Origin of the sequence: Micromonospora reichwaldensis (genome assembly GCF_031845925.1) — a bacterium.
Classification (GTDB): Bacteria; Actinomycetota; Actinomycetes; order Mycobacteriales; family Micromonosporaceae; genus Micromonospora; species Micromonospora reichwaldensis.
In genome coordinates, this window is sequence record NZ_JAVRFL010000012.1 from 149,940 (window position 1) to 174,007 (window position 24,068).

A 24,068-nucleotide genomic window follows, 5' to 3' on the forward strand; every position below is an offset into this window, starting at 1 on the left:
GTCGGTCCACTCGGGCAGAATGCGCCGTATGCGCAGTGAGGTGATCACCGTCCAGACCGGGGCCCGGCCGACCGTCCGGGACATCACGGCGGAGGCCGAGCGGTTCGTCTCCGGGCAGGGCGACGGCCTGCTGCACGTCTTCGTGCCGCACGCCACCGCCGGGTTGGCGATCATCGAAACCGGCTCGGGGTCCGACGACGACCTGCTGGCCGCGCTCGACGACCTGCTGCCCACCGACGACCGGTGGCGGCACCGGCACGGCTCGCCCGGCCACGGGCGCGACCACGTCCTGCCGGCGTTCGTCCCCCCGTACGCGACGCTGCCGGTCGTCGACGGCCGGCTGGCGTTGGGCACCTGGCAGTCGGTCTGCCTGGTCGACCCCAACGGCGACAACCCCACCCGGACCGTCCGCTTCTCGTTCCTTCCCGGCTGACGCCGAGTTCCGGGCGAACCGCCGATGGTGGAGCTGCTCAACTTTTGACGCGCGTAGGATATGAGGCATGGCGCCGCAGCCCGTCCCCACCGTCCCGCCGGATCCCGCCGACCGCGCGGCGCTGGCCGGCGACGTCGTGCGCCGCATCACGCACGTCGCCGCCGCGCTGCGCCACCACCAGGACCGGGAGATCGCCGAGCTGGGGCTGACCCCCGCGACCGCGCGGGCGCTGCACGAGCTGGACCCCGACCTGCCGCTGCCCGCCCGCGACCTCGCCGAAGGGCTGGGCTGCGACCGCTCCAACGTCACCGCCCTGGTCGACAAGCTGGAGCGGGCCGGGCTGGTCGAGCGGCACGCCGACCCCGCCGACCGGCGGCAGAGGACGCTGGTGGTGACCGGGCCCGGGCGGCGGGTGCGGGCCCGGGTGCACCAGGTCATGTCGGACTCCCGACTGCTCGCCGGGCTCACCGTCGAGGAACTGGCGACCCTGCGCGAGCTGGTCTGGAAGGTCTCCGACGGCGGCTGCCCCGAGCGGTGCGACGACGACTGACCCACACCGCGTGGTTCGTGTCCGAGTGGGCGCACAGGCCGCTCGTCGGTAATGCTGTCCGACGTGACCACCCCGCAAGATCTCGACGACCGGTTCCGGGAGACGCTGGCCGCGCTGGCCACCCCGTCGCAGCGGCGTGACCCCGCACGGCCGGTCACCGACGACACGACGCTGACCGGCGCGCGGGCGCTGGACCTCTTCGACGCGCAGGCCATCAGCCGCCAGCTCGACCTGGCCGGCCGGTGGCTGCGCAGCTTCGGCGAGGGCTATTACACGATCGGCTCCGCCGGCCACGAGGGCAACGCCGCGGTCGCCGCCGCGCTGCGCGCCACCGACCCGGCGCTGCTGCACTACCGCTCGGGTGCCTTCTACTGCGTCCGCGCCGCCCAGGCCGCCGGGTGGACGCCGGCCGAGCGGCCCGAGGCCGACCGGGACGGGACCGACCAGCCCGAGGCCGACCAGCCCTCGGGTGAGCGGTCCGACGCCGAGCGGTCCGATGCCGAGCGGGTCGGCACCGACCGGCCGGCGGCGGCCGACGGGCCCGTCGAGGCCGCGCCGGGCGACCCGGACGGTCCCGGCGACGGTTCCGCGCCGGACGCCTCCGACGCGGAGGAGCCGACCGGCGGCGCCGGGTCCGCCGTGGACCGGCCGCTCCGCCCGGGGTACGCCGAGGCGGCCCGCGACGTGCTGCGGGGCATGGTCGCCTCCAGCGGCGAGCCGCTCGCCGGTGGTCGGCACAAGGTCTTCGGCCGGGCCGACCTGGCCGTCGTCCCGACCACCTCCACGATCGCCTCGCACCTGCCCCGCGCCGTCGGGATGGGGCTGGCCGTGGAACGGCTGCGCCGGCTGGAGACCTCCGGTCGGCGGGACGGGGTGCCGCCCAGCGGCGGTGGGGGCGCCACGCACACCTCCTGGCCGCCGGACGCCATCGTGGTCTGCTCGTTCGGCGACGCGTCGGTCAACCACGCCAGCGCCACGGCCGCGTTCAACACCGCCGGCTGGTACGACCACACCGGCCTGCGCATCCCGGTGCTCTTCGTCTGCGAGGACAACGGCCTCGGCATCAGCGTCCGCTCCCCGAAGGGGTGGGTGGAGACCACCCTGCGGTCGAAGCCGGGGGTCCGTTACTTCTCCGCCGACGGCGGCGACCTGCTGCGGGCTTACGAGGCGGCCGCCGAGGCGGCGGCCTGGGTGCGCCGGCACCGACGCCCCGCCGTGCTCCACCTGTCGACCGTACGGCTGATGGGACACGCCGGCGCGGATGCCGAGACCGAGTACCGGAGCCCCGGAGAGATCACGGCCGACCTCGCCCGGGATCCGCTGACCGCCACGGCACGGCTGCTGGTGGGGGCGGGCCTCGCCACCGGCGAGGAGCTGCTGGCCCGGTACGACGAGATCGGCTGGCAGGTGCGCCGGATCGCCGAGGAGGTGCTGGACGAGCCGAAGCTGACCGCACCGGCCGACGTGGTCGCCCCGCTGGCCCCGCGCCGGCCGGCACGCCTCGCCCGGGCGGTGGCGGACGCGGCGGCGCGTGCCGGCGGCCCCGGCGCCGGTGCGCGGGCGGAGGCGTTCGGCGGGAAGCCGCCGGAGCTGACCGGCCCGCTGACGCTGGCGCAGAGCATCAACGCCGCGCTCGCCGACGGGATGCTCGACCACCCGCAGATGGCGGTGTTCGGCGAGGACGTCGGCGCCAAGGGCGGCGTGTACGGGGTGACCAAAGGGCTGCGGGACCGCTTCGGCGTGGCCCGGGTCTTCGACACGCTGCTCGACGAGACCTCGATCCTCGGGCTGGGGCTCGGCGCCGGGCTGGCCGGGATGCTGCCCGTGCCCGAGATCCAGTACCTGGCGTACCTGCACAACGCCGAGGACCAGCTGCGGGGCGAGGCCGCCACGATGCAGTTCTTCTCGCAGGGTGCGTTCCGCAACCCGATGGTGGTGCGGGTGGCCGGCCTGGCGTACCAGGAGGGCTTCGGCGGGCACTTCCACAACGACAACTCGGTGGCCGTACTCCGGGACGTGCCGGGCCTGGTGATCGCGGTGCCGGCGCGGCCGGACGACGCCGCACCCATGCTGCGCACCTGCCTGGCCAGCGCGGCGGTGGACGGCAGCGTCTGCGTCTTCCTGGAGCCGATCGCGCTCTACCACACCCGCGACCTGTACGCCGACGGTGACGGTGAGTGGCTGTCCCACTACGCCGAGCCCGGCGCGTGGACCGGCGGTCACGTGCCGATCGGGCGGGCCCGCGTCTACGGCGTCGGCTCCGCCGAGGACGTTACGATCATCACGTTCGGTAACGGGGTGCCGATGTCGTTGCGCGCGGCGGCGACCCTCGCCGACGAGGGGATCGGCACCCGGGTGGTGGACCTGCGCTGGCTCTCCCCGCTGCCGGTGGCCGACGTCATCCGGGAGGCGGCGGCGACCGGCCGGGTGCTGGTCGTGGACGAGACCCGCCGCTCCGGCGGGGTCGGCGAGGGGGTCATCGCGGCCCTGGTGGACGCCGGATATGTCGGAGCGGCGCGGCGGGTGGCCGGAGTTGACTCTTTTGTACCATTAGGTCCGGCGGCCCGTCACGTTCTGGTCTCCGAGGAAGCAATTACCCAGGGTGCCCGCACGCTTCTGGCACGGTAAATTCCGTTCCACCCGGTGCGCCACTTGCGCGGGGAGCCACAACTGTGTGGACTTTGCCTGACGGCGTCGACGCGACGCCGCGGGCAAGGATGAGATGAGGAGGCACGCGACAGTGAGCGCGACCGCTGGTCAGGCCGCCGACGGGGTACGCAGCCTGGCGGACCGGTTCGGGATCGAACCGGGGATGGTCGTCATGGAGATGGGGTACGACGACGACGTCGACCAGGATCTCCGGGACGCCCTGACCGACCGCTGTGGAGATCTGGTCGACGAGGACACCGACGAGGTGGTCGACGCGGTGCTGGTCTGGTACCGCGACGGCGACGGTGATCTCTTCGAGCTTCTCGTCGATGCCCTCGGCCCGCTGGCCGACAACGGTGTCGTGTGGCTGCTCACGCCCAAGGCGGGGCGCGAGGGGCACGTCGAGCCGAGCGAGGTCGCCGAGTCCGCGCCCACCGCCGGCCTCCAGCAGACCTCCACCGTCAACGCCGGCCGGGACTGGAGCGGCGCCCGCCTCGTCCTGCGCCGCGGGGCCAAGGGCAAGAAGTAGGCCGGCGCCGGCGATCACCCGGCGGCGCCCGCTGCCGGGTGTGGCAGGCTGTTGCCCATCCGACCCCATCCTGAGGAGCTCGCATGCCGATCGAGGTTGGCGCCGAGGCGCCGGACTTCGTGCTCAAGGACCAGAACAACCAGGAGGTCCGGCTCTCGGACTTCCGTGGCAAGCGCACCGTGCTGCTGGTCTTCTACCCGCTCGCCTTCACCGGGATCTGCCAGGGTGAGCTGTGCGAGGTGCGGGACAACCTCAACGACTACGTCAACGACGACGTCCAGGTGCTGACCGTCAGCGTCGACTCGGTCTACGCCCACAAGATCTGGGCCGACAAGGAGGGCTACCAGTTCCCGCTGCTGGCCGACTTCTGGCCGCACGGCGCGGTCGCCCAGTCGTACGGCGTCTTCAACGACGTCGCGGGCATCGCCAACCGGGGCACCTTCGTGATCGACAAGGCGGGCGTGGTCCGCTTCGCCGAGATGAACATGCCGGGCGAGGCGCGCGACCAGCAGGGCTGGCGCAAGGCCCTCGCCGAGGCCGTCGCGGCCTGACCGACCGGGCACGCCGTACGACCGGGCCGGTGGGGGCAGGGTAAGCTTGCCACCCTCCGGCCCGCCGTACGGGCGTTCCGGGCGCGTAGCTCAGTGGGAGAGCACTCGCCTTACAAGCGAGGGGTCGCAGGTTCGAAACCTGCCGCGCCCACCATCACCACCGCCACCATCACCGGTCCTGACCCGCGACGCCCGGTTGGACGATCTGCGGCTTCAGCCGGTGGTGGGCGTCGCGACCCAGCGGTCGGGTCTCTCTTCGCGCCAGGTCAGCTGGCCCGTGAAGTGCCAGTGCCCACGGAGGTGTGCGAGGAGGTCTTGCTGGGCGGCCTCGACAGGTGCGCCTGGTGGCGTGTCGGGTAGGTCGCCGCAGCCGATGGCCTCCGGTGTCTCCCAGACCGAGATCCGCCACGCTCGAATGTAGGCGCGGTCATCGTGTACCGCTGTCCGCAGCGGGCCGACGGGCTGCTGCGGGTCGCTGCGGCTGTCGGATGAACCGTCGGTCGCGCGCGCTGACCGAAGCCGTCGGGCCGGCTGCTCTGAGGACGACGTCGAGGACCAGATCCGGGTCTGCTGCGTAGGCGCCGCTGGCCCACGCGGCATTCGCCTCGATGACGGCCCAGCGGCCGTCGGTCAGTCCCACGTCCACGACGACGGCGGACGGCAGCGTGTGCCCGTATCCGGCGAGGAGGTCGGTGCCGAAGGCCAGCGCGTCGGTCGAGGCAGGGCCGAGGCGTGGTCGGCCGTGCGCGGCGTACTGGCTGCCCGCGTGGACGACACCGTCGAGCAGGTGCAGCCGGTACTCGGCGGTGAAGTCGGCGATGTCGCTGACGAGCACCGGAGTTCGTCGGTCGACGGCATCCGGGCCGGGAAGGCGGGAGCCGTCGGTGTAGATCATCGCCGGGATGTTCTTGTCGTTGGGTGACTTGATGAACGCCGGTCGACGGAGTTCGTAGGCCTCGCCGATGGCGACCAGGTCGATCTCCCGGCGGGTGAGGTCACGGGGAAGCCGAGCCAGCCAGTTGGGCGCGGCCTCCAGGAGGGCGATCCCGAGCAGCGGTGCGACGACGTCGGCGAAGCTCGGGCCCGCAAGGAGGTGACCGGCGCGCGTCCCGGCGGGTACCTCGAAGGTGCGGAGCTGGATGGTGCGTAGTCCGCGTCGGTGAGCGGCGTCGCGCAGGCTTTCGGCCGAGGCGGTGAGGCGCGGCGGCAGGACCAGGGTCACGGCCGAGGACCCTGCCCCGGCCTGAACATCAGGGTTCGTCGCGTACGGCGCTGCGACTGGCGGGTCCGCTGAGCGCGGAGGCATCCGGCCGGCAGTGGCGCTCACGCCAGTTCGGCGATCACTGCGCGGACCATCCGGCGGCCGTGCTCGGCCATCCGGGGAAAGGTGCGCCGGTAGTAGTCGATGCCGGTCAGCGACGGTGCGAGGGCCCAGCCGCAGGCGCGGTGCCAGGTGGCGTCGTCGTACTCGATTGCCTTCCGGTACGCGTCCCGAGCCGCGCCGGTGAAGGTCCATAGCGCCGGTGCCACGTCCGGTGCCGGGTCGCCGACACCGAGTGCGCCGAAGTCGACGACCGCGGCCAGCCGGCCGGCGTCGGTGATCAGATTGCCCGGCTGTAGGTCGCCGTGGATCCACACGGGGTCCCGGTCCCAGTCGGGAGCGGCGAGGCAGGCGTCCCAGGCGGTCGCGGCTGCCGCCACGTCGAAGCCGTCGTCATGCTCGGCGAGGCGCGGCAGTACACGGCGGACGGCCCCGTCGACGTGGCGCAGGGCGGACCCGCGCGAACCCGGTGGCTTGACCGGACCTCCGGCGGGATCCACCCGGTGCAGGGCGTGGACGAAGGCCGCCACGTCGACGGCCAGGGTCACGTCGTCGCAGCCGAGCCGGGGCGGTGTCTCGCCCGGAACCCACGGCACCACCGTCCACCGCCACGGGTAACCCTCGCCCGGCTCGCCGACGTGCAGCGGAACGGGGATCCGCACCGGCAGGTGAGGCGCCAGCACGGGCAGCCATCGAGCATCGGAATCGGCTTGGTCCACCGCCGAGGCGATCTTGGGCATACGGGCGACGAGGTCGTTGCCGATCCGGAACAGTACGTGGTCGGTGCCCTCCAACTCGTCGGCCAGGGGCGTCACGGGAAGGTCGGCCCACGGCGGGCACTGGGCCGCCACCAGGCGGCGCACCTGACCGACGGTGGCGCGGACCTCGTCATGGTGGATGGGCACGACCAGCACGGTAGTGCGGTGCGGCGGCGCGATACCAACCGATTAGTCCGGCACTGCACTTTGCCTGCGCTCGCAGCGTTGGTCGCTTGGCAGCGAGCGCAGTTGGTGACAGCCCGGGGAACGCCCAGAAGTTGCAAGCGAGGGGTCGCAGGCTCGAAACCTGCCACGCCCACCACCTGACCAGCAAACGAGCGGACCGCCGGCTGCCCGGCGGTCCGCTGTCGGTCGCGCAGCCTTCGGCCAGGCGTCATCGCCCCCGCTGGCGGACCTTGATGCTGTCGAGATCGGTCGACACCGACGTGAGGTCGCGGTAGCCGACCCCGAGTCCTCGGACGGCGGCTGCGGCGAGCGCTTCCGCCCTGCCGATCACGACTTCTTCCTCGTCGTCCTCGCTGGCCCGGACGACGCAGCGGAAGGTGAACGAACTGAGCAGGGACCGCTCGTAGGTCACGGTGCCCTCCTCGGTGAAACCGGCCCGGAACACGTCGTGTTCGTCGGCCTTGGCGAGCAGCGCGGCCCGCTGCTCGTGACTGAGCGACGCGAACTTGCCGCGCACGATGACCTGATAGGTCTTGCGGGTCATTTTGGAGACCTCCGGCCTGGCTGATCGTCACGATCGGACACCGGCCGCGGCTCAACCTGGCCATCGTCCCGCCGCCCTCGACTCGTCGCCGGCAACATATCAACGAGCTCCATGGCGCCGTCGCCGATTCATGACCGCCCCGGCGGAGCCGCGCGGAACCGCTCTCGATCGACCCGGCGGCCCGGTGGTCCCGCGCCGGACGCCCGGCGCGGGACCACGGGTACCGGCGGGTCAGTTCGCGCAGACGGCGTACGCGCGCACCTTCCAGTTGCCGCTGAAACCGTTCTCGTCCTCGGCGGCGGAGACGGTGACGACGGTCGAGGTGGTGGCCCGCATCTGGGTCAGGCGCACCTGCCCGTCGCCGCCGAGGATCTCGCCGCCCACCCCGTGCACCCGCGTCCCGGTCGGGCAGGTGGCCGTGATCGACCGGGTGGCGGCGGAGCTGTAGACGCTGTCGTCGATCACGCGCTGCTCGCCGGGCAGCGGGTCGGCGCAGATCGCGACCGCGTCCAGCCACCAGCTGCCGGCGAATCCGGTGCCGTCCTCGGCACCCGCCACGACGACGCTGTTCTGGTGGATGCGCAGGTCCTCCAGGACGACCTCGCTGTTCGCCGCCCCGACGACCGCGCCACCGACCCCGATGGCGTGCTTGCCTGCCGGGCAGGACTTCTCGAACCAGTTCGACGTGCCGAAGCTCGGCGCCGAACTGCCGGACACCATCACCAGACCGGCCGGCGGCGTGGCGCAGATGGCGTTCGCCGTGACCGCCCAGTTGCCGCCGACGCCGTTCTCGTCCTCGCGACCGGTGACCGAGTACGCGTCCCCGCCGATCAGCGGACGCATGATGTCCATGCCGACCTGCCCGAGGCCGGAACCGGTGATCGCGCCACCGCCGCCGATGACCTTGGTGCCGGTCGGGCAGGGCGTGTTCTGCGTCTTCGCGCTGCTGTTGCTGGGACCGGTCGTCGTCTTGATGCTCAGGCCGGGCACCGCCGCCACCGGCCCGGCGAGGGCAAGCTGGCCGAGGACGAGCGCGCTCAGCGCGGCCCCGCCCACAGTGGCCGTCCGACGCGCCAACCGGATGTGCTTCGATCCTTCTCGCATGGTGTCTTCCCTTCGGGTTCTTCGTCGCGATGACACCGGTAGGAGTCGGGGCGGGTCGGGATGCCAACAGAAACTTCGGAGAAAAATATTCCGCCGCTTTACTGGACCCGTCGACGAGCAGTGAGGGACACGATGGACACGGCGGCACAGGACGACTCCACGCTGGTCGAGGCGGTGCGCCGCGGTGAGCGGGCCGGGCTGGAGGGCATGTACCGGCGCTACGCCGACCGGCTCTACACGTACGCCCGGACCATGCTGCGCGAACCGGAGGCCGCCGCGGACGCCGTCCACGACGCGTTCCTCACCGCCAGCCAGCGCATCGACCAGCTCCGCGAGCCCGACCGGCTGCGCTCCTGGCTGTACGCGATCGTGCGCAACGAGTGCCTCCGGCAACTGCGGGAGCGGTCCCGGTCCCTGCCACTGGAGGAGGCCGGCGAGCCGGCGGCCGACATCGCCGACCCGGGCACGGGCGTCAACGCCGATCAGGTACGCGACCTGGTGCACAGCGCGGTGGCGGCGCTGAACCCGGGCGACCGTGAGGTGGTCCACCTGGCCATCCGCCACGACCTGTCGTCCGCCGACATCGGCGCGGCTCTCGGGGTGCCCACGAACCACGCGCACGCCCGCCTCTCGCGCGCCCGCGCGCAGCTCGAACGGGCGCTGGGGGCGCTGCTGGTGGCCCGTACCGGAGCCCGGGACTGCCCGGGTCTCGCCGACCTGATCGACGGCTGGCAGGGCCGGCTCACCCCGACGCTGCGCAAGCGGGTGTCGCGGCACATCGAGAGCTGTGCGGTGTGCGGGCTGCTCCGGCGGGAACAGCTCAGCCCGGCCGCGCTGCTGTCGGCGTACACGGCTCCGGCCTTCCTGGTCGTCGCCGACTCGGTGTGGCCGCGACTGGCCGAGGCCCCGACCGGCGCCCCGGCCGATCCGGTACCCGGCGCGGGGACCGATCCGGCGGGCCCGGTCACGGCCGACCCCGCGCCGGCCGATCCGGCGCTGTCCGCCGATCCGGCGCCGCCGCCCGGCCCGGTACCCGACCCAGCGCCGCCGGCCGAGGCACTCCCCGGGATGGGGGACACCGGACAGGCACAGGGGGCCGCTGAGGGGACCCCGGCGGATGGCGCGGCCGACGGGCCTACGCCCGCGGCGAACGGGCCGGTGACCCCGGACGGTGCGGCGGCGGGGCCCTCGGGCGGTGTGACGGCAGTGTCCTCGGCCGGTGTGGCAGCGTCCTCGAACGATGTGGCAGCCGCTCCGGGCGGCGCGGTGGCGTCGCGCGGTGCGGCGCATCCCGTGCGGACGACCTCGCCTGCGAACCGCAAGCGGCACCGCCGGCAGTTGGCCGCGTCCGTGGCGCTGCTGATCCTCCTCGCCGCACTCGGGACCTGGGCGCTGGCACCCGGCCGCCCGACCGCCGCGCAGGACGCCGCCGGCCAGCCGGTGTCGGAGACGCGCGGACCGGCGGCCGGCGGTCCGGTGACGCCCGCCTCCGCGTCGCCGTCGGGCACCGCCCCGGTGACCGGCACGCGGGCCGCCGAACCGCCGCCGGCCGGTGCCGTCGGTCCGACACCCGGGCCCGTGGTCACGCCCGGGGACGGCGACGGGGTCACCCGGACTGACGCGCCCGACGCCGTGCCAGGTGGCCCCGCACCGGCACCGACCACGGCACCGACCAGACCTCCGGCCGTGCCCCGGCCGACCGTCACGCCGAAGGTGGCGGCACCGTTCACGGTCTCCGCCACCGCCCACGTGCGGTGCGGCTCGGACACGTACACCCTCGTGGTGCAGGCCACCGGCAGTGCCGCGCTCGGCGGCGCCGAGGTTCGCTGGACACCCGCCGGGGGCAGGACGTCGACCCGGGCGATGACGGTGGACGGAACGACCGCGCGGGCGAGCGTCGGGCGGCTGCGCGCACCGACGCTGACCTGGTCGGTACGGGCGACTGCCGGGGACGGCCGCACGGCGGGCAGCCCGACCTACACGGTCACCGATCCGTGCGTGCGACCGGGCTAGCCGGAACGGTCGCGGGCGGCCTGCGGAATGAGAGGCCCATCGGCGTCACTGTGGACGGAGTCAGGTCGGGGCGGATGTGGACCCCGCTGTCCTGATTGTCCTTCCCGGGCGGCCCGGTGCGTGCGGCTGAAATACGGTGTCGGGGTGGCGACGCTGAGACTTGAGCCGATGACCGCCGAGCAGTACCTCCGGTATCGGCGGCGGGCGGAGGCGAGCTACGCGCAGCACATCGCCGAGTCCGGCGCGCTGCCGGCACCGGAGGCCGAACAGAAGGCCCAGGAGGACTACGCGAGGCTCCTGCCCGACGGGCTGGCCACGCCAGGGCACCATCTCTGGACGGCCCACGACGGTGACGACGAGGTCGGCATGCTCTGGCTGCACGTCGAACAGAAGTCGGACGGGCCGCACGCCTTCTGCTACGACGTCGAGGTGCGACCGGGACTACGGCGCAGGGGCCACGGGCGGGCCATGTTCCAGGCCGTCGAACAGCGGTGCCGGGAGTGGGGGGTCGTCTCGATCGGCCTGAGCGTCTTCGGCTTCAACCTCCCCGCGCGCAGGCTCTACGAGCAACTGGGCTTCGAGGCGACCGCCATCCAGATGCGCAAGCGGCTGTAACCCACGGGCGTGCCCGGACGGCCGATCGGCCGCGTACGTCGTACGGGCCGGGGTTGGATGGGGCGATGAGCTACGCGGAGGTCGCCGGGCTGCGCCTGTGGCACGAGGAGCACGGCGCCGGCCGCCCGCTGCTGTTGTTGCACGGCGGCTTCGGGTCGGTGGAGACGTTCGCGCCGATCCTGCCGGCGCTGGCCGCGCGTCGTCGGGTGATCGCGGTCGACCTCCAGGGCCACGGGCGCACCGCCGACGTCGACCGTCCGCTGCGCTACGAGTCGATGGCCGACGACGTCGCGGCGCTGATCGGGCACCTCGGCCTGGCCGAGGCCGACGTGCTGGGCTACTCGCTCGGCGGCGGCGTGGCGCTGCGTACCGCGATCCAGCACCCGGCGCTGGTGCGCCGGCTGGTCGTCGTCTCCGCGCCGTGCCGGCGGCTGGGCTGGTATCCGGAGGTGCTGGCGGGCATGCCCGAGCCCGACGAGGAGGCGGGCGAGCGGATGCGGGGCACTCCGCCGCACGCGCTCTACACCCGCGTCGCGCCCCGGCCGGGGGACTGGTCGCGGCTCTGGGCGAAGACCGGCGAGCTGCTGCGCCGCGACTACGACTGGTCGCCCGAGGTGGCCGCCCTCGCCGTGCCCACCCTGCTGGTCTTCGCCGACGCCGACTCGGTCAGCGCCGTGCACATGGTGGAGTTCTTCGGGCTGCTAGGCGGCGGCCACCGGGACGCCGGTGGGGACGGCACCGACCGCCCGGCCTCCCGGCTCGCCGTCCTGCCGGGGCTCACCCACTACGACATCGTCGTCTCGCCGGCGCTGCCCGCCGCCGTCCTGCCGTTCCTCACCCACCCGGTGTCGCCGCCCGGCTGACGCCGGACGGGCGCCGGTCACTCCGCCCCGGCGGGGCGGGCGTAGTGGAGCATGACCACTCCGCTGTCGAAGGGGCGCGTGTCGACCAGGTCGAAGCGGCGCGGGTCGAACCCCCGGGTGACGAGCGGGACGCCGCTGCCGATCACGCACGGGTTGAGCTTGACGACCAGCTCGTCGACGTCGGGCAGGAGCTGGCCGGCGAGCTGACCGCCGCCGCAGAGCCAGATGTCGCGACCGGGGCGGCGCTTCAGCTCCCGGACGAACTCCACCGGATCCGTGGAGACGATCTCCACCTCCGGTTCGGCGGCCGGCGGCAGGGTGCGGGAGAAGACGTACTGCTTCAGGTGGGCGTACGGGCTGGTGACGCCCATTTTGAGGCCCGGGTCGTAGGAGGCCCGGCCCATCAGCACCGCGTCGAAGCGGCCCTCCGGCTCGTCGATGCCGAACTGCGGGTGGGCGAACGTGGGGAGCGTTTGCGGCCAGTTCGCCGTCAGGTGGGCCGCCAGGTCGGGATCCAACCGCAGGAAGTCGTACGACCCGTCGGGGCCGGCGATGAAGCCGTCGAGGGTGCTGGCGACAAAGTACACGAGCTTGCGCAAACCGATCCCCAATCACTACTGATGTCGTGGATCAAAGTACTACACCCATAGTGGTTCTTGCTAGGGTGTTCCCGTGGCGAAGAACGTGGAACGACGGGCGGCCCTGGCCGACGCGGGGCTGCGGGTGCTGGCGGCGACCGGGGCCCGCGGCCTGACCCACCGGGCGGTCGACGCCGAGGCGGGCGTGCCGACCGGCACCGCCTCCAACTACTTCCGCTCCCGCGATGCGCTGCTCGGCGCGCTCGGCGAGCGGATCATGGAGCGCTTCGCCCCCGACGAGCGGGTCCTGGCCGAGCTGGGGGCCCGTGAGCCGTCGCTGGAGCTGTTCACGGACTACCTGCGCTACATCGTCGAGCGGACCACCCGGCAGCCCGACCTCACCCGGGCGCTGATCGAGCTGCGGCTGGAGGCGGCCCGCCGCCCCGACCTGGCCCGGATCCTCGGCGACACCCTGCGGCGGGGTTACCGCGACGACGTCGCGTTCCACCTCGCCTCCGGATTACCGGGTGGCGCGTTCGAGGTCGCTCTGCTGCACTACGCCATGGACGGGCTGCTGCTCGATCTGCTCGGCACGTCCATCGAGGCGGGATTCGACCCCGACGACGTGGTCGTGGCGTTCGCGTCCCGGCTGGTCGGCGCCGTCGACCGGTGACCGGAGACAGGGGGGACGCGGTGGAACTGAGACCCATGACGGCCGACGAGTTCGCGCGGGTGCGGGAGCCGCTCGTGCGCTCGTACGCCGAGGCGATGGTCACCGATCGCGGCCTGGCCCCGGCCGCGGCCCTGGACCGGGCCACCACCCAGCTGCGCGAACAGCTCCCCGACGGCGTCGACAGCGCCGGCGCCCTGCTCCGCACGGCCCGGGTGGGCGACGTCGAGGTGGGGTGGATCTGGGTCGGCCTCCCCGGCGGCCCCGCCGGGCCCCACACCGCGTGGCTCAACAACATCGAGGTGCACCCCGGACACCGCAGACAGGGGTACGGGCGGCGGATGATCCAGCTCGTCGAGGCGGAACTCGCCGCCCTCGGGGTGCCCGAGCTGGGGCTGAACGTCTTCGGCTCCAACACCGGGGCCATCCACCTCTACCACGGCCTCGGCTACCGGGTGGCCGCCCAGCAGATGACGAAGCGGATCTCCCCGGCCGGCTGAGCCCGTCAGGAGTGTTCCCCGGTGCAACGGGAACCCCGCCCCGGACGCACCTGGGGAGGAGCGACGGATGAGGCATGGTGGCGGACTGACCATCGGTGTGCTCGGCTCGTACGGCGGTCGTAACCTCGGTGACGAGGCGATCCTGAGCGGTCTGCTGGCCGATCTGCGCGAGCAGGAGCCGAACGGGCGGATCATCGTCTTCTCCCGGAACCCGGCGCACACCAGGATCGCCCATCCCGACGTGGAGGCGGTGCCCTGGGAGGGGATCAGCCGGACCGACTCGGCGCTGGTCCTGGCCCAGCTCGACGTGCTGATCCTCGGCGGCGGCGGCATCCTCTACGACCGGGAGGCCCGCCGCTACCTGCGGGTGGTCCGGGTCGCCCAGGAGCGGGGCCTGCCGCTGCTGACGTACGCGGTGGGGGTCGGGCCGCTCAGCGAGGACGTGGACACCGGCATGGTGCGGGAGACCCTGGCCAGCGCCACCCAGGTGACCGTACGGGACCAGGAGTCCCGGATGGTGCTGGAGGAGGCGGGGCTGCTCAATCCGATCACCGTCACCGCCGATCCCGCGTTCCTGATCGAGCCCGAGGACTTCCCGGCGGAGCTGCTCCGCGAGGAGGGGGTGCCGGCCGGCAAGCGGCTGGTCGGGATGAGCGTGCGGGAACCGGGCCGGGCCGCCGAGCGGCTCGACGTCGACGGCTACCACCGGCTGCTCGCCCAGATCGGCGACTTCCTGGTGCACCGGATCGACGCCTACGTGCTCTTCGTCCCGATGGAGCGCGACGACATCCGGCACTCGCACGGCGTGCTGTCGCACATGGTCGCCGCCGAGCGCGGCCGGATCCTGCACGGCACCTACTCGCCCCAGCAGGTGCTCGGACTGATGCGCCACTTCGACCTGGCCGTGGGCATGCGGCTGCACTTCCTGATCTTCGCCGCGATGGCGGGCACGCCGTTCCTGCCCCTGCCGTACGCCGGCAAGGTCTTCGACCTCGCCCAGCGGCTCGGGGTGCCGGCGCTGCGCGGCGTGGAGCGGGAGGTCGAGGGCCCGCTGCTGGCCGAGGTCGACCGGCTCTGGGACGAGCGGGAGCAGCGGGCCGAGGCCACCGCCCGACGGGTGGCCGAGGTGTGCGACGAAGCCCGGGGAACCTCCCAGGTCACCCGCGCCGTGCTGGACAGCCTGCGCGCCCGCACCCTGGCCCCGGCGGTCTGACCCGCCGGCTCAGACCGCCGGCCCCCGCCAGCGGTAGCACCACCGGTCGGCGTCGGCGTCCACGGACTCCAGCTCGTAGATCTCCGCCTCGGCCAGCCCCTTCGCGCCGAGGTGGTGATGCGTCAGCGGCGGACGGCCGTTCGGGTCCAGCTCCACGGTGACGGTCTCGCCGTCGGCCACGCCACCCACCAGGGGGATCTCTGCCGTTGATGCCATGCGCCCATCCTGCCCCGCCCAGGGAGAGCCCGCAGCGGATAGCGGGGCAGCGGGCCGGGACGTCCCGGCACTAGGGTCTGTGGATGGCGGAGATGGCGATCGATCCCACGCTCGGACCCGTGCTGGCCCGCACCGGCGACGAGCGGGCCGTGCTCGAGTCGTTCCTCGACTTCCACCGGGGCGTGCTGCTGCGCAAGGTGCGCGGGCTCTCCGACGCCGACGCGGCCCGCCGGCTGGTGCCCTCGGCCACCACCGTCGCCGGCCTCGTCAGACACCTGACGCTGGTGGAGCGGAACTGGTTTCCGTGCCTGCTGGCCCCCGGCCCGGGCGACGTCTACCTCACCTCGGAGGAGGACGCGGCGGCGAGCTTCACGCTCACCGACGACGACACCGTCGAGCGGCTCGCCGCCGCGTACGAGCAGGCCTGCGCCCGGTCCCGGGAGGTCGCCGGCCGGTTCGACCTCGACCACGTCGTGCCGCACCCGCAGCTCGGCGAGGTGTCGCTGCGCTGGATCCTGGTGCACATGATCGAGGAGACCGCCCGGCACGCCGGGCACGCCGACATCCTCCGCGAGTTGACCGACGGCACCACCGGCGCGCTCTGACCGCCGCACCGGTCCGGCCCGGTCCCGCCGCCGGCCTGCGGCGTCAGCGACGCGGCAGCAGGCCGGGCGGATACTCCATGCCGTCGTGGGTGCAGGCCGCCGCGGCGACCCGGGCCGCGTACACCGCCGCGTCCGTCAACGCCGCGCCGCGCAGCCGCCCGGCGATCACGCCCGCCGCGAAGGCGTCCCCCGCGCCGTTCGTGTCGACCACCGGCGCGGGCGGCGCGGCGGCGGGCACCGGCGTCGGCTCGCCCGCACCGTGGTGCACCTCGGCGCCGTCCGCGCCCCGGGTCACCAGCACCGTACGCGGGGCCAGGGCGGTGGCTAGCACGCCGGCCCCCGCGCCCAGCCGGACACCACTGACGAAGACGAGGTCGGCAACCTCGGCGAAGGGCCGGTGGTAGGCGTTCGCCCCGTCCCAGTCGTGCAGGTCGGTGGAGAGGGCGACCCCGTCGGGCAGCGCGGCGCGCAGGGCGGGCAGCAGCGGCAGCGTCCAATCCATGATCGACAGATGTACGTGGGTCGCCCGCCCGGCCAGCGCGGTCACCTCGCCCGCCGGGAACGGGGGCGGCCCCTGCCAGGGGCGCGGGTCGTAGAGCGACATCCGCCGGCCGGCCGGGTCGACCAGGTTCACCGACCGCCGGGTGCCGGCCGGGGCGTCGCCCAGCACGGCGTGCACGCCGGTGCGGGCCAGCGCGGCCCGGACCACGTCGCCGGCCGGGTCGGCGCCGATGACGTCGACCACCGCCACCCGCAGCCCGAGCGCGTGCGCCGCGAGGGCCACCCCGGCGCCGGTGTTGCCGATCCGCAGGTCGATCGGGTCGACGGGGACGGAGTCGGCGGCCGGCAGCGGGATCGCGGGCACCCGCACCCGCACGTCGACGCCGAGACCGCCGATCACGAGGAGGTCGTACACGCGCCGACCCTAGCCCGTCGGTGCACCACGGGGGTCTGCCGGCCGTCGCCAATCGGGCGGCCCGACGGTGCGCTGGTCGGGGCCGCCGGGGCCGGACCGATATCCTCGCCGGGGTCGTCGCGAGGAGGGGGACGCGTGCTGGTCGTCCACGGGGTCTGGCGGTCCGGCGTGGGGCTCGCCGTCTGGGCCGAGGACAGCGCGCTGCCGTCCCACGCGCCGCGCCGTCCGGGCCGGGCGCCCCGGGAACGGCCGCACCCGTTCGCCGCCGACCACGCCACGCTCACCGCCGCGCTGGCCGCGACGGCCGAGCCGACGGACCTCGGCACGACCCTGCTCACCCTGCCCACCCGGGCCGGCGCGCCCCTGGACTCGCCGGAACTCGTCCGTCCCGAGGTCGCCGGCGCGGCCCGCGGGGCGGTCACCCTCGCCGGGTGGCGGGTCCCCGTCCTCCGGTACGCCCCCGACGCCGCCCTGCCCCTGCTGCGTGGCCTCGACGCGGTGGTCGCCGTGCCGGGCGCGACCCTGCGCCACCTCGCCGAACTCGCCGACTTCGCGGTCGACCTGGCGGCCCGGGGCCGGGTCCTGCCGGGCCTCACCGAGGCGCCCCCGGCGGCTCGCGCCCGGGCGGGCGGGGAGCGGGCGGAGGCCGGCGCCCGGGCGCTCTGGCGACCGCTGCTGACCGGCACGGACGCCGCCTGGGCCCGGGCGCTGGCGCTGGCCCTGCCCCCGGCCGCCCGCGCCGCCACCGGCCCCGACGCACCGGGCGACCCCGGCGCCGCCGCCGGGGCGGGCACCCCGTCGGGGCCGGTCGCCGCTCGGCGCGCGCGACCCGGGCCGCCCGCCGGACGCCACCGGTCCGCACCGGTCGCCGTCGACGCGCCGGGCGCGCTGGTCGCCGACGCGCTCGACGCGCTCACCGACGCCGCCGTCCGGGCGGCCCTGGCGGAGACCGCGCTGGCCCGGGGCGTACGCCCGAACGGCGCGGTGCCGGCCTGGCTGGCCGCGCTCACCGGGCCGGTGCGGGAGTTCGCCGCCGACCCGGCCGCGCTGGACACCCTCCGCGCCGAACTGGACGCCTGGCAGCGCGACGCGGCCGGCGGCGCCGTACGGGCCAGCTTCCGCCTGGTCGAGCCGCCGGCCGAGGAGCTCACCGAGCCGGTCGTCGTGGTGCCCGCCGACCCGGCGGCGACGGCGCGACCGGCCGGGCGGTGGCGCATCGAGTTCGGGCTCCAGGCGGCCGACGAGCCGAGCCTGCACGTGGACGCCGGGCAGGTCTGGCGGGCGCCGGCGAGCGTCGCCGGGCTGGCCGGTCGCGGCGACGACCCGCAGGAGACCCTGCTCGCCGAGCTGGGGCGCGCCAGCCGGCTCTGGCCCGAGCTGGACACCGCCCTGCGGACGGCCACGCCGGAGGCGCTGGAGCTGGACGTCGAGGGGGCGCACCGGTTCCTCCGCGAGGGCGCGCCGGTGCTGCACGCCGCCGGGTTCGCCGTGCTGCTGCCGTCCTGGTGGCGGCGCCCCTCGTCCCGCCTCGGCGCCCGGTTGCAGGCCCGCAGCCGGACCGCCCCGGGCACCGTCGCCGCCACCGCCGGGGGCGTCGGGCTGGACGCCCTCGTCGACTACCGCTGGGAGGTGTCCCTCGGCGACCAGCCGCTCACGGCCGAGGAACTGGCGTCGCTGGCCGCGCTGAAGACCCCGCTGGTGCGGCTGCGCGGGCAGTGGGTGGAACTGGACCCGAAGCGGCTCGCCGCCGGCCTGCGGCTGCTCCGTTCCTCCGGCGAGCTGACCGTGGCCGACCTGCTCCGGCTCGGCCTGGCCGACGCCGAGCAGCCGGACGCGCTGCCGGTGCTGGAGGTCGGCGCCGACGGCGCGCTGGGCGACCTGCTCGCCGGGGCGGTGGAGCGCCGGCTCGCCCCGCTGGACCCGCCGCCGGGCTTCCACGGCACGTTGCGGCCGTACCAGCGGCGGGGGTTGGCCTGGTTGGCGTTCCTCCAGTCGCTGGGGCTCGGCGCGGTGCTCGCCGACGACATGGGGCTGGGCAAGACGGTGCAACTGCTCGCCCTGCTCGCCGGGGACCCGCCGGACGCCGGCCCGACCCTGCTGGTCTGCCCGATGTCGCTGGTGGGCAACTGGCAGCGCGAGGCGGCGCGGTTCACGCCGGGGCTGCGCGTACACGTGCACCACGGCGCGGAGCGGGCGCGGGGCGAGGCGTTCGGCGCGGCCGTGCACGAGGCGGACCTGGTCCTCACCACCTACTCGGTCGCGGCCCGCGACGCGGTCGAGCTGGCCGGGATCGACTGGCGGCGGGTGGTGGTCGACGAGGCCCAGGCCATCAAGAACGCCGCCACCCGGCAGGCCGAGGCGGTCCGCGCGCTGCCCGCCCGGCACCGGATCGCCGTCACCGGCACGCCCGTGGAGAACCGGCTGGCGGACCTCTGGTCGATCATGCAGTTCGCCAACCCCGGCCTGCTCGGGCCGGCGGCGACCTTTCGCAAGAAGTACGCCGAGCCGATCGAGCGGCACGGCGACGCCGAGACGGCCGAGCGGCTGCGCCGGATAACCGGCCCGTTCGTGCTGCGCCGGCTCAAGACCGACTCCTCGATCATCTCCGACCTGCCGGAGAAGCTGGAGATGGAGGTGCTCTGCAACCTCACCGCCGAGCAGGCCTCGCTCTACCGGGCGATCGTCGACGACATGATGGCGCGGATCGAGTCCAGCGACGGCATCGAGCGCCGTGGGCTGGTGCTCGCCGCCATGACCCGGCTCAAGCAGGTCTGCAACCACCCCGCGCAACTGCTGCGCGACGGCTCGGCGCTGCCCGGCCGCTCCGGCAAGCTGGCCCGCCTGGAGGAGATCCTGGACGAGGTCCTCGCGGCGGGGGAGCGGGCCCTGCTCTTCACCCAGTACGCCGAGTTCGGCGGCATGCTGCGCGGGCACCTGTCGGCCCGGTTCGGCCGGGAGGTGCTCTTCCTGCACGGCGGGGTCGGCAAGGCCGACCGGGACGCCATGGTGACCCGGTTCCAGTGCCCCGGGGGACCGGCGATCTTCGTCCTGTCGCTCAAGGCCGGCGGCACCGGACTCACGCTCACCGAGGCCAACCACGTGGTGCACGTCGACCGGTGGTGGAACCCCGCCGTCGAGGACCAGGCCACCGACCGGGCGTTCCGGATCGGCCAGCGGCGCCGGGTGCAGGTCCGCAAGTTCGTCTGCGCCGGCACGGTGGAGGAGAAGGTGGCGGCGCTGATCGCCGACAAGCGCAGCCTCGCCGCCTCGGTCGTCGGCACCGGCGAGCAGTGGGTCACCGAGCTGTCCACGACGCAGCTGCGCGAGCTGTTCACCCTGGAGGCCGGGGCGGTGGTGGAGTGAGCGGGCAGGGGCAGGGCGACGGCGGCGCCAACGGCCGGTTCGCCGACTACGGCCGGCCGCGCCGGGTCGACGGCGGGCTGCGGGCGCGCAGCACCCGGGGGGCCATCGGTCGGTCCTGGTGGTCCCAACGCTTCCTGGAGGTGCTGGAGTCGTTCGCCCTCGGCACCCGGCTGACCCGTGGCCGGTCGTACGCGCGGGCCGGCCAGGTGGTGCGCCTGGAGGTCGCCCCGGGCACCGTCGACGCCGTCGTGCAGGGCTCCCGCGCGCAGCCGTACGAGGTGAGCATCGCGCTGCCGCCGTTCCCGGAGGCGATCTGGGCCCGCGTGGAGGCGGAGCTGGCCGCCCAGGCGTTCTTCAGCGCCCGGCTGCTCGCCGGCGACCTGCCCCCGGAACTGGAGGAGCTGTTCGGGGCCGCCGGCGCCCCGCTCTTCCCCGCCGGCGTGGCGGAGCTGCGTCAGCGGTGCAGCTGCCCCGACCACGCCGTTCCCTGCAAGCATCTCGCGGCCACGTTCTACCTGCTCGCGGAGGCGTTCGACGCCGACCCGTTCCAGTTGCTGCACTGGCGGGGCCGGAGCCGGACGCAGCTGCTCGACCGGCTGCGTGTCCTGCGGGCCACCGCCGCAGGCGCCGACGACCAGCCGGCCGCTCCCGAGGCCGTACCGACGGCGCCGTCCCTGCCGGACGGTGCCGTGCCGCCGGCCGCGCCGTCCACGTCGGACGGTGCCGCACCGGCCCCGCCGTCCATGCCGGACGGTGCCGTGGCGCCGACGGCGGAGTCCACGCGGGACGGCGGCGTGCCGGGCGCCGGGCGGGACGCCGTGGCCGTCCCGCCGGTCGGGGCGTCGCGGGCGCTCGCCGGCCTGCCGCCGGCGCCGCTGGCCGAGGCGGTCGACCGGTTCTGGCTGCCGCCGGTCCCGTTGCCCGACCGGCCACCCAGCCTGTCGACCGGACCGGACCTGCTGCTGCGGCAGCTCGGCGCGCCGGCCCCCGCCATCGGCGGGCCCGGTCTCCTGGAGCGGCTGCGGCGGGCGTACCGGCTCCTCGGCGGGTGAGACCGCCGGCGGAACGGTACGCGGCCCCCGTTCACAGCCAGCGGCGGCGGAACCGCCACATGAGTGCGGCGTTGGCCACCAGGACCACCGCGCAGACGGCCCCGGCCAGCCGCCCGGCCAGCACGGTCATCGCCGGCAGCGAGGCCCACAGCACGATCGTCAACAGCATCAGCCATCGGCCGCGACGTGCCCGGGCCCGGTTGTCGAGCCGGGCGAAGAACGCCGGATCGCTCTCCCGGAGCTGACGGGTGATCTGCTCGAACCTGCGCTGATCCTCTTTGCTGAGCATGTGCCTTCCCCTCACGTGTTCAGCGGTTCGGCGGCATACCCGCTGCGGCGGCGGCTCACGCTCCCGTCCTGCTGCTACTTTGCCGCCCCGCCCGGCCCACGCCCGCCCGGCAGCGCCCCGGCCCTCCGGGTGCGCGGGGGAGCGCCTCAGCGCAGGCTTAGCCGAACCTTAAATTTGCCTGTGGCGATGAAAGGGGCCTCCCGCGCCGGGTCGGCCGCGATGGCCGGATCCGGCCCGTGCCGTGCCGCGTACGCCCTGCTCGCGAGGTCCGTGCCGGACCGCGCCGGGTTCCGGCGTCGCCGACCCGCGCTGAGCGGCGCCTTAAGTGCCGTCCTGGGTGCTTCCGGTGCTGCTTGAAGGCACCTGAACGCTTCATTACCTTCCGGTGACAACCCCCTCAGGCACCAGTCGCCGCACCTGCCCCCGTGCCCGGTGCCAGTCGTCGCGGCGCAGCAGAAACGGATTGGTACATGGCCGACCAGAATGTGCCACCACGGCGACCGCGGGACGATCGCGGATGGGACGGGCGTCAGTACCCCGCCGCCGGCGACGGTCACCGCGACACCTACGCCCCCACCCCGTACGGCCACGACGCGCGCGCCCCGCACCAGGGTGGACACCCCGAAGACACGCAGGGCCAGTACGCGCACGCCGGGCACCCGGCCGCGCGCGGGCCGCAGTGGGTCGGCCCGGAGGGCTTCGCGCGGCAGGCCGCCGCGCCCTCGGTCGGCCCGGGACTGCCCAACCTGGACGACGGTGACGAGCCGGGCCCCAAGGTCGGCCGGCGCAAGGCCCTCGTGGCCCTCGGCGGCACCGCGGCCGTGGTCGCCGGCGGCGCCGCCCTGGCGATGACCCCGCAGATCCGCAGCCTCTTCGGCGACGAGGCGGTGGCCGGCGACGCCACCGGCACCACGGTCACCGACGGCACCCCCGCCCGGCCGAGCGGCCAGCAGCCGAGCACGGTGCGCACCTACACCGAGCAGAACGAGAGCTACATGGGCTCCCGGGCCGGCGAGGCGCTGAAGAAGAACGCGCCGGCCGGCGGCCGGACCTTCTCCGGGCCGGCGGCCGCCGCCGCGGAGACCAAGGTGACCGTCAAGACGGTGCTCGCCAAGGACCCGATCCTGCACCTGGCCCGGCGGGCCACCTTCGGCGTCACCAGGCAGGTCGTCGCCGACATCAAGGAGCGGGGCATCGACGGCTGGCTGCGCTGGCAGCTCGACCCCGACAAGATCGCCCCGACGAAGGCCGAGCTGAAGCTCGCCGACCTGCCGACGCTGAAGCTGGGCACCGCGCAGCTGCGCGAGCAGCGCGAGCAGCTCAACGAGCGCGGCGCGCAGCCGGAGAAGGAGATGGTGGACGCCACCATCGCCCGGCAGATCTGGTCGCAGCGGCAGCTGTTCGAGGTCATGGTCGACTTCTGGAACGACTTCCTGCACGTCGCCGCGGACTTCGACGGGGGCGAGGTCTACCGCGCGTCCTTCGACCGGGACGTGGTGCGGGCGCACGCCCTCGGCAGCTACCCCGAGATGCTGCTCGCCGCGAACCGGCACCCGGCCCTGCTGCTCTACCTCAACCAGAACGACTCCCGCGCCGACGCGGTCAACGAGAACCTGGCCCGCGAGAACCTGGAGCTGTACTCGGTCGGCGTCGACGGCGGCTACACCGAGAAGGACGTCCGGCAGGCGGCCCTGCTCCAGACCGGCCGGGGCGTCAACGACGGGAAGTACGTGTTCCGCCCCGAGCGGCACTACGTCGGCAAGGTGAAGGTGCTCGGCTTCACCCACGCGAACGCCTCGAAGGACCCGAAGAAGGCCGAGGCGGCCATCGACGCGTACATCACGTACATCGCGCTGCACCCGTCCACCGCGAAGTACGTGGCGCAGAGCCTGGCCACCCGGTTCGTCTCGGACACCCCGCCGAAGTCCCTCGTGGAGCGGCTGGCGAAGTCGTACAGCCTGAACAAGGGCATGATCAAGCCGGTGCTGATGACGCTGTTCAGCTCCTCGGAGTTCTGGGCGGCGGTGGGCCAGAAGGTGCGCCGGCCGATGGAGTACCTGGTCGCCACGTACCGGGCCCTGGGGGTGTCCCCGGAGGCGTCGCCGAAGCACGACAACGGCGACAACAAGCGCACCCCGTACGCCCGGGGGCTGCGGCAGATCCACGACAGGATGCGCGAGCTGGGCCAGTACCCGATGGGCCAGCCCACCCCCGACGGCTACCCGGACGTCTACGTGGCCTGGACCTCCGCCGGCACCATGGTCCACGGCTGGAACGAGGCGGGCGAGCTGCTCGCCGGCCGACGCACCGTCTTCACCTACACCCCGCCGGAGAAGCTGGTGGCCCGGCCACCGGCCACCGCCGGGGCGTACGTGGACGCGCTGGCCCTGCGGCTGGTGGGTCAGAAGCTGAGCGCCAGGGAACGGTCCCTGATCCTCGGCGTGGCCGGCGTGGCTGCCGGCGACAAGGTCGACGCCACGTTCGACGGGGCCGTCACCGCCGTAGCGCGGGCGATCCTCGCTTCCCCCCAGCACCACCTCCGGTGAGGCA

At 74.3% G+C, this 24,068-nt stretch carries 22 protein-coding genes, 1 tRNA gene and 2 pseudogenes; 17 read left to right on the forward strand and 8 right to left on the reverse strand.

Annotation, left to right across the window (positions count from 1 at the left end; all coding sequences use genetic code 11):
• The first annotated feature begins 28 nt into the window (after positions 1-28).
• The 6 genes from RM555_RS12730 to RM555_RS12760 all read left to right on the forward strand — a co-directional run bounded on the left by RM555_RS12730 (position 29) and on the right by RM555_RS12760 (position 4,866).
• A complete protein-coding gene (locus RM555_RS12730) occupies positions 29-433 on the forward strand; it encodes a YjbQ family protein (protein ID WP_311411931.1) in 405 nt (134 codons plus the stop codon).
• Between the two features lie 67 nt (positions 434-500).
• Positions 501-983, forward strand: coding sequence for a MarR family winged helix-turn-helix transcriptional regulator (locus RM555_RS12735; protein ID WP_311411932.1), 483 nt, complete (start codon positions 501-503; stop codon positions 981-983).
• Between the two features lie 51 nt (positions 984-1,034).
• Positions 1,035-3,611, forward strand: coding sequence for a transketolase C-terminal domain-containing protein (locus tag RM555_RS12745; protein WP_396888752.1), 2,577 nt, complete (start codon positions 1,035-1,037; stop codon positions 3,609-3,611).
• Between the two features lie 112 nt (positions 3,612-3,723).
• A complete protein-coding gene (locus tag RM555_RS12750) occupies positions 3,724-4,161 on the forward strand; it encodes a DUF3052 domain-containing protein (RefSeq protein WP_132237238.1) in 438 nt (145 codons plus the stop codon).
• A gap of 83 nt (positions 4,162-4,244) precedes the next feature.
• Positions 4,245-4,712: a peroxiredoxin gene (locus RM555_RS12755; protein WP_121400357.1), complete on the forward strand. Its 468-nt coding sequence runs from the start codon at positions 4,245-4,247 to the stop codon at positions 4,710-4,712.
• A 79-nt stretch (positions 4,713-4,791) separates the two neighbouring features.
• Positions 4,792-4,866: transfer RNA gene (locus tag RM555_RS12760), tRNA-Val, on the forward strand.
• Positions 4,867-5,139: 273 nt separating this feature from the next.
• On the opposite strand, the gene RM555_RS12765 is transcribed toward RM555_RS12760, so the two are convergent.
• The 4 genes from RM555_RS12765 to RM555_RS12780 all read right to left on the reverse strand — a co-directional run bounded on the left by RM555_RS12765 (position 5,140) and on the right by RM555_RS12780 (position 8,625).
• Positions 5,140-5,934: an ATP-grasp domain-containing protein gene (locus RM555_RS12765; RefSeq protein WP_311411933.1), complete on the reverse strand. Its 795-nt coding sequence runs from the start codon at positions 5,932-5,934 to the stop codon at positions 5,140-5,142.
• A 101-nt stretch (positions 5,935-6,035) separates the two neighbouring features.
• Positions 6,036-6,938 carry an aminoglycoside phosphotransferase family protein gene (locus RM555_RS12770; protein ID WP_311411934.1) on the reverse strand — a complete coding sequence of 301 codons (903 nt, stop codon included), beginning with the start codon at positions 6,936-6,938 and terminating at the stop codon, positions 6,036-6,038.
• A 247-nt stretch (positions 6,939-7,185) separates the two neighbouring features.
• A complete protein-coding gene (locus RM555_RS12775; RefSeq protein WP_311411935.1) occupies positions 7,186-7,521 on the reverse strand; it encodes a DUF6204 family protein in 336 nt (111 codons plus the stop codon).
• A gap of 231 nt (positions 7,522-7,752) precedes the next feature.
• A complete protein-coding gene (locus RM555_RS12780) occupies positions 7,753-8,625 on the reverse strand; it encodes a hypothetical protein (protein WP_311411936.1) in 873 nt (290 codons plus the stop codon).
• A gap of 132 nt (positions 8,626-8,757) precedes the next feature.
• On the opposite strand from RM555_RS12780, the gene RM555_RS12785 reads away from it, so the two are divergent.
• The 3 genes from RM555_RS12785 (at position 8,758) to RM555_RS12795 (ending at position 12,116) form a co-directional block, all read left to right on the forward strand.
• The gene (locus tag RM555_RS12785) at positions 8,758-10,638 is read left to right on the forward strand and encodes a sigma-70 family RNA polymerase sigma factor (protein ID WP_311411937.1); all 1,881 of its coding nucleotides are present in this window, start codon (positions 8,758-8,760) and stop codon (positions 10,636-10,638) included.
• Positions 10,639-10,782: 144 nt separating this feature from the next.
• On the forward strand, positions 10,783-11,253 hold the full coding sequence (locus tag RM555_RS12790; RefSeq protein WP_311411938.1) for a GNAT family N-acetyltransferase: 471 nt from the start codon (positions 10,783-10,785) through the stop codon (positions 11,251-11,253).
• Positions 11,254-11,318: 65 nt separating this feature from the next.
• Entirely contained in the window at positions 11,319-12,116 is a 798-nt protein-coding gene (locus RM555_RS12795) for an alpha/beta fold hydrolase (protein ID WP_311411939.1), read from the forward strand.
• 17 nt (positions 12,117-12,133) lie between these two features.
• Here RM555_RS12795 and RM555_RS12800 read toward each other — a convergent pair whose 3' ends face one another.
• A complete protein-coding gene (locus RM555_RS12800) occupies positions 12,134-12,715 on the reverse strand; it encodes a dihydrofolate reductase family protein (RefSeq protein ID WP_311411940.1) in 582 nt (193 codons plus the stop codon).
• A gap of 73 nt (positions 12,716-12,788) precedes the next feature.
• Here RM555_RS12800 and RM555_RS12805 point away from each other — a divergent pair, with 73 nt between their 5' ends.
• The 3 genes from RM555_RS12805 (at position 12,789) to RM555_RS12815 (ending at position 15,077) form a co-directional block, all read left to right on the forward strand.
• Entirely contained in the window at positions 12,789-13,367 is a 579-nt protein-coding gene (locus RM555_RS12805; RefSeq protein WP_311411941.1) for a TetR/AcrR family transcriptional regulator, read from the forward strand.
• Positions 13,368-13,387: 20 nt separating this feature from the next.
• A complete protein-coding gene (locus RM555_RS12810) occupies positions 13,388-13,864 on the forward strand; it encodes a GNAT family N-acetyltransferase (protein WP_311411942.1) in 477 nt (158 codons plus the stop codon).
• A 67-nt stretch (positions 13,865-13,931) separates the two neighbouring features.
• On the forward strand, positions 13,932-15,077 hold the full coding sequence (locus RM555_RS12815) for a polysaccharide pyruvyl transferase family protein (RefSeq protein ID WP_311411943.1): 1,146 nt from the start codon (positions 13,932-13,934) through the stop codon (positions 15,075-15,077).
• Between the two features lie 9 nt (positions 15,078-15,086).
• Here RM555_RS12815 and RM555_RS12820 read toward each other — a convergent pair whose 3' ends face one another.
• Positions 15,087-15,293, reverse strand: a complete 207-nt coding sequence (locus RM555_RS12820; RefSeq protein WP_121400365.1) for a hypothetical protein — start codon at positions 15,291-15,293, stop codon at positions 15,087-15,089.
• 83 nt (positions 15,294-15,376) lie between these two features.
• Between RM555_RS12820 and RM555_RS12825 the strand changes: the two genes are divergently transcribed.
• On the forward strand, positions 15,377-15,898 hold the full coding sequence (locus RM555_RS12825; RefSeq protein ID WP_311411944.1) for a DinB family protein: 522 nt from the start codon (positions 15,377-15,379) through the stop codon (positions 15,896-15,898).
• A gap of 43 nt (positions 15,899-15,941) precedes the next feature.
• Here RM555_RS12825 and RM555_RS12830 read toward each other — a convergent pair whose 3' ends face one another.
• Positions 15,942-16,814 (reverse strand): carbohydrate kinase family protein, encoded by an 873-nt coding sequence (locus tag RM555_RS12830; protein ID WP_311411945.1) that lies wholly within the window; start codon positions 16,812-16,814, stop codon positions 15,942-15,944.
• A 135-nt stretch (positions 16,815-16,949) separates the two neighbouring features.
• Here RM555_RS12830 and RM555_RS31010 point away from each other — a divergent pair.
• The 3 genes and pseudogenes from RM555_RS31010 to RM555_RS12840 all read left to right on the forward strand — a co-directional run.
• A pseudogene (locus tag RM555_RS31010) lies at positions 16,950-17,952 on the forward strand (ATP-dependent helicase); the annotation flags it as partial.
• Positions 17,953-18,017: 65 nt separating this feature from the next.
• A pseudogene (locus RM555_RS12835) lies at positions 18,018-20,177 on the forward strand (DEAD/DEAH box helicase); the annotation flags it as partial.
• The gene (locus RM555_RS12840) at positions 20,174-21,229 is read left to right on the forward strand and encodes an SWIM zinc finger family protein (protein ID WP_311411947.1); all 1,056 of its coding nucleotides are present in this window, start codon (positions 20,174-20,176) and stop codon (positions 21,227-21,229) included. The pseudogene RM555_RS12835 and the gene RM555_RS12840, both read left to right, overlap by 4 nt.
• Before the next feature lie 31 nt (positions 21,230-21,260).
• Here RM555_RS12840 and RM555_RS12845 read toward each other — a convergent pair whose 3' ends face one another.
• Complete coding sequence (locus RM555_RS12845) at positions 21,261-21,518, reverse strand: DUF3040 domain-containing protein (RefSeq protein ID WP_121400370.1); 258 nt, start codon at positions 21,516-21,518, stop codon at positions 21,261-21,263.
• 470 nt (positions 21,519-21,988) lie between these two features.
• Here RM555_RS12845 and RM555_RS12850 point away from each other — a divergent pair, with 470 nt between their 5' ends.
• The gene (locus tag RM555_RS12850; protein ID WP_311411948.1) at positions 21,989-24,064 is read left to right on the forward strand and encodes a DUF1800 domain-containing protein; all 2,076 of its coding nucleotides are present in this window, start codon (positions 21,989-21,991) and stop codon (positions 24,062-24,064) included.
• Positions 24,065-24,068 lie beyond the last annotated feature (4 nt).

What these genes read in the sequence shown, in the direction of transcription:
- RM555_RS12730 (WP_311411931.1), top strand. Translation starts at nt 29, where the DNA reads ATGCGCAGTGAGGTGATCACCGTCCAGACCGGGGCCCGGCCGACCGTC.
- RM555_RS12825 (WP_311411944.1), top strand. Translation starts at nt 15,377, where the DNA reads ATGGCGGAGATGGCGATCGATCCCACGCTCGGACCCGTGCTGGCCCGC.
- RM555_RS12845 (WP_121400370.1), bottom strand. Translation starts at nt 21,518, where the DNA reads ATGCTCAGCAAAGAGGATCAGCGCAGGTTCGAGCAGATCACCCGTCAG.
- RM555_RS12815 (WP_311411943.1), top strand. Translation starts at nt 13,932, where the DNA reads ATGAGGCATGGTGGCGGACTGACCATCGGTGTGCTCGGCTCGTACGGC.
- RM555_RS12745 (WP_396888752.1), top strand. Translation starts at nt 1,035, where the DNA reads ATGCTGTCCGACGTGACCACCCCGCAAGATCTCGACGACCGGTTCCGG.
- RM555_RS12785 (WP_311411937.1), top strand. Translation starts at nt 8,758, where the DNA reads ATGGACACGGCGGCACAGGACGACTCCACGCTGGTCGAGGCGGTGCGC.
- RM555_RS12775 (WP_311411935.1), bottom strand. Translation starts at nt 7,521, where the DNA reads ATGACCCGCAAGACCTATCAGGTCATCGTGCGCGGCAAGTTCGCGTCG.
- RM555_RS12735 (WP_311411932.1), top strand. Translation starts at nt 501, where the DNA reads ATGGCGCCGCAGCCCGTCCCCACCGTCCCGCCGGATCCCGCCGACCGC.
- RM555_RS12755 (WP_121400357.1), top strand. Translation starts at nt 4,245, where the DNA reads ATGCCGATCGAGGTTGGCGCCGAGGCGCCGGACTTCGTGCTCAAGGAC.
- RM555_RS12850 (WP_311411948.1), top strand. Translation starts at nt 21,989, where the DNA reads ATGGCCGACCAGAATGTGCCACCACGGCGACCGCGGGACGATCGCGGA.
- RM555_RS12795 (WP_311411939.1), top strand. Translation starts at nt 11,319, where the DNA reads ATGAGCTACGCGGAGGTCGCCGGGCTGCGCCTGTGGCACGAGGAGCAC.
- RM555_RS12780 (WP_311411936.1), bottom strand. Translation starts at nt 8,625, where the DNA reads ATGCGAGAAGGATCGAAGCACATCCGGTTGGCGCGTCGGACGGCCACT.
- RM555_RS12820 (WP_121400365.1), bottom strand. Translation starts at nt 15,293, where the DNA reads ATGGCATCAACGGCAGAGATCCCCCTGGTGGGTGGCGTGGCCGACGGC.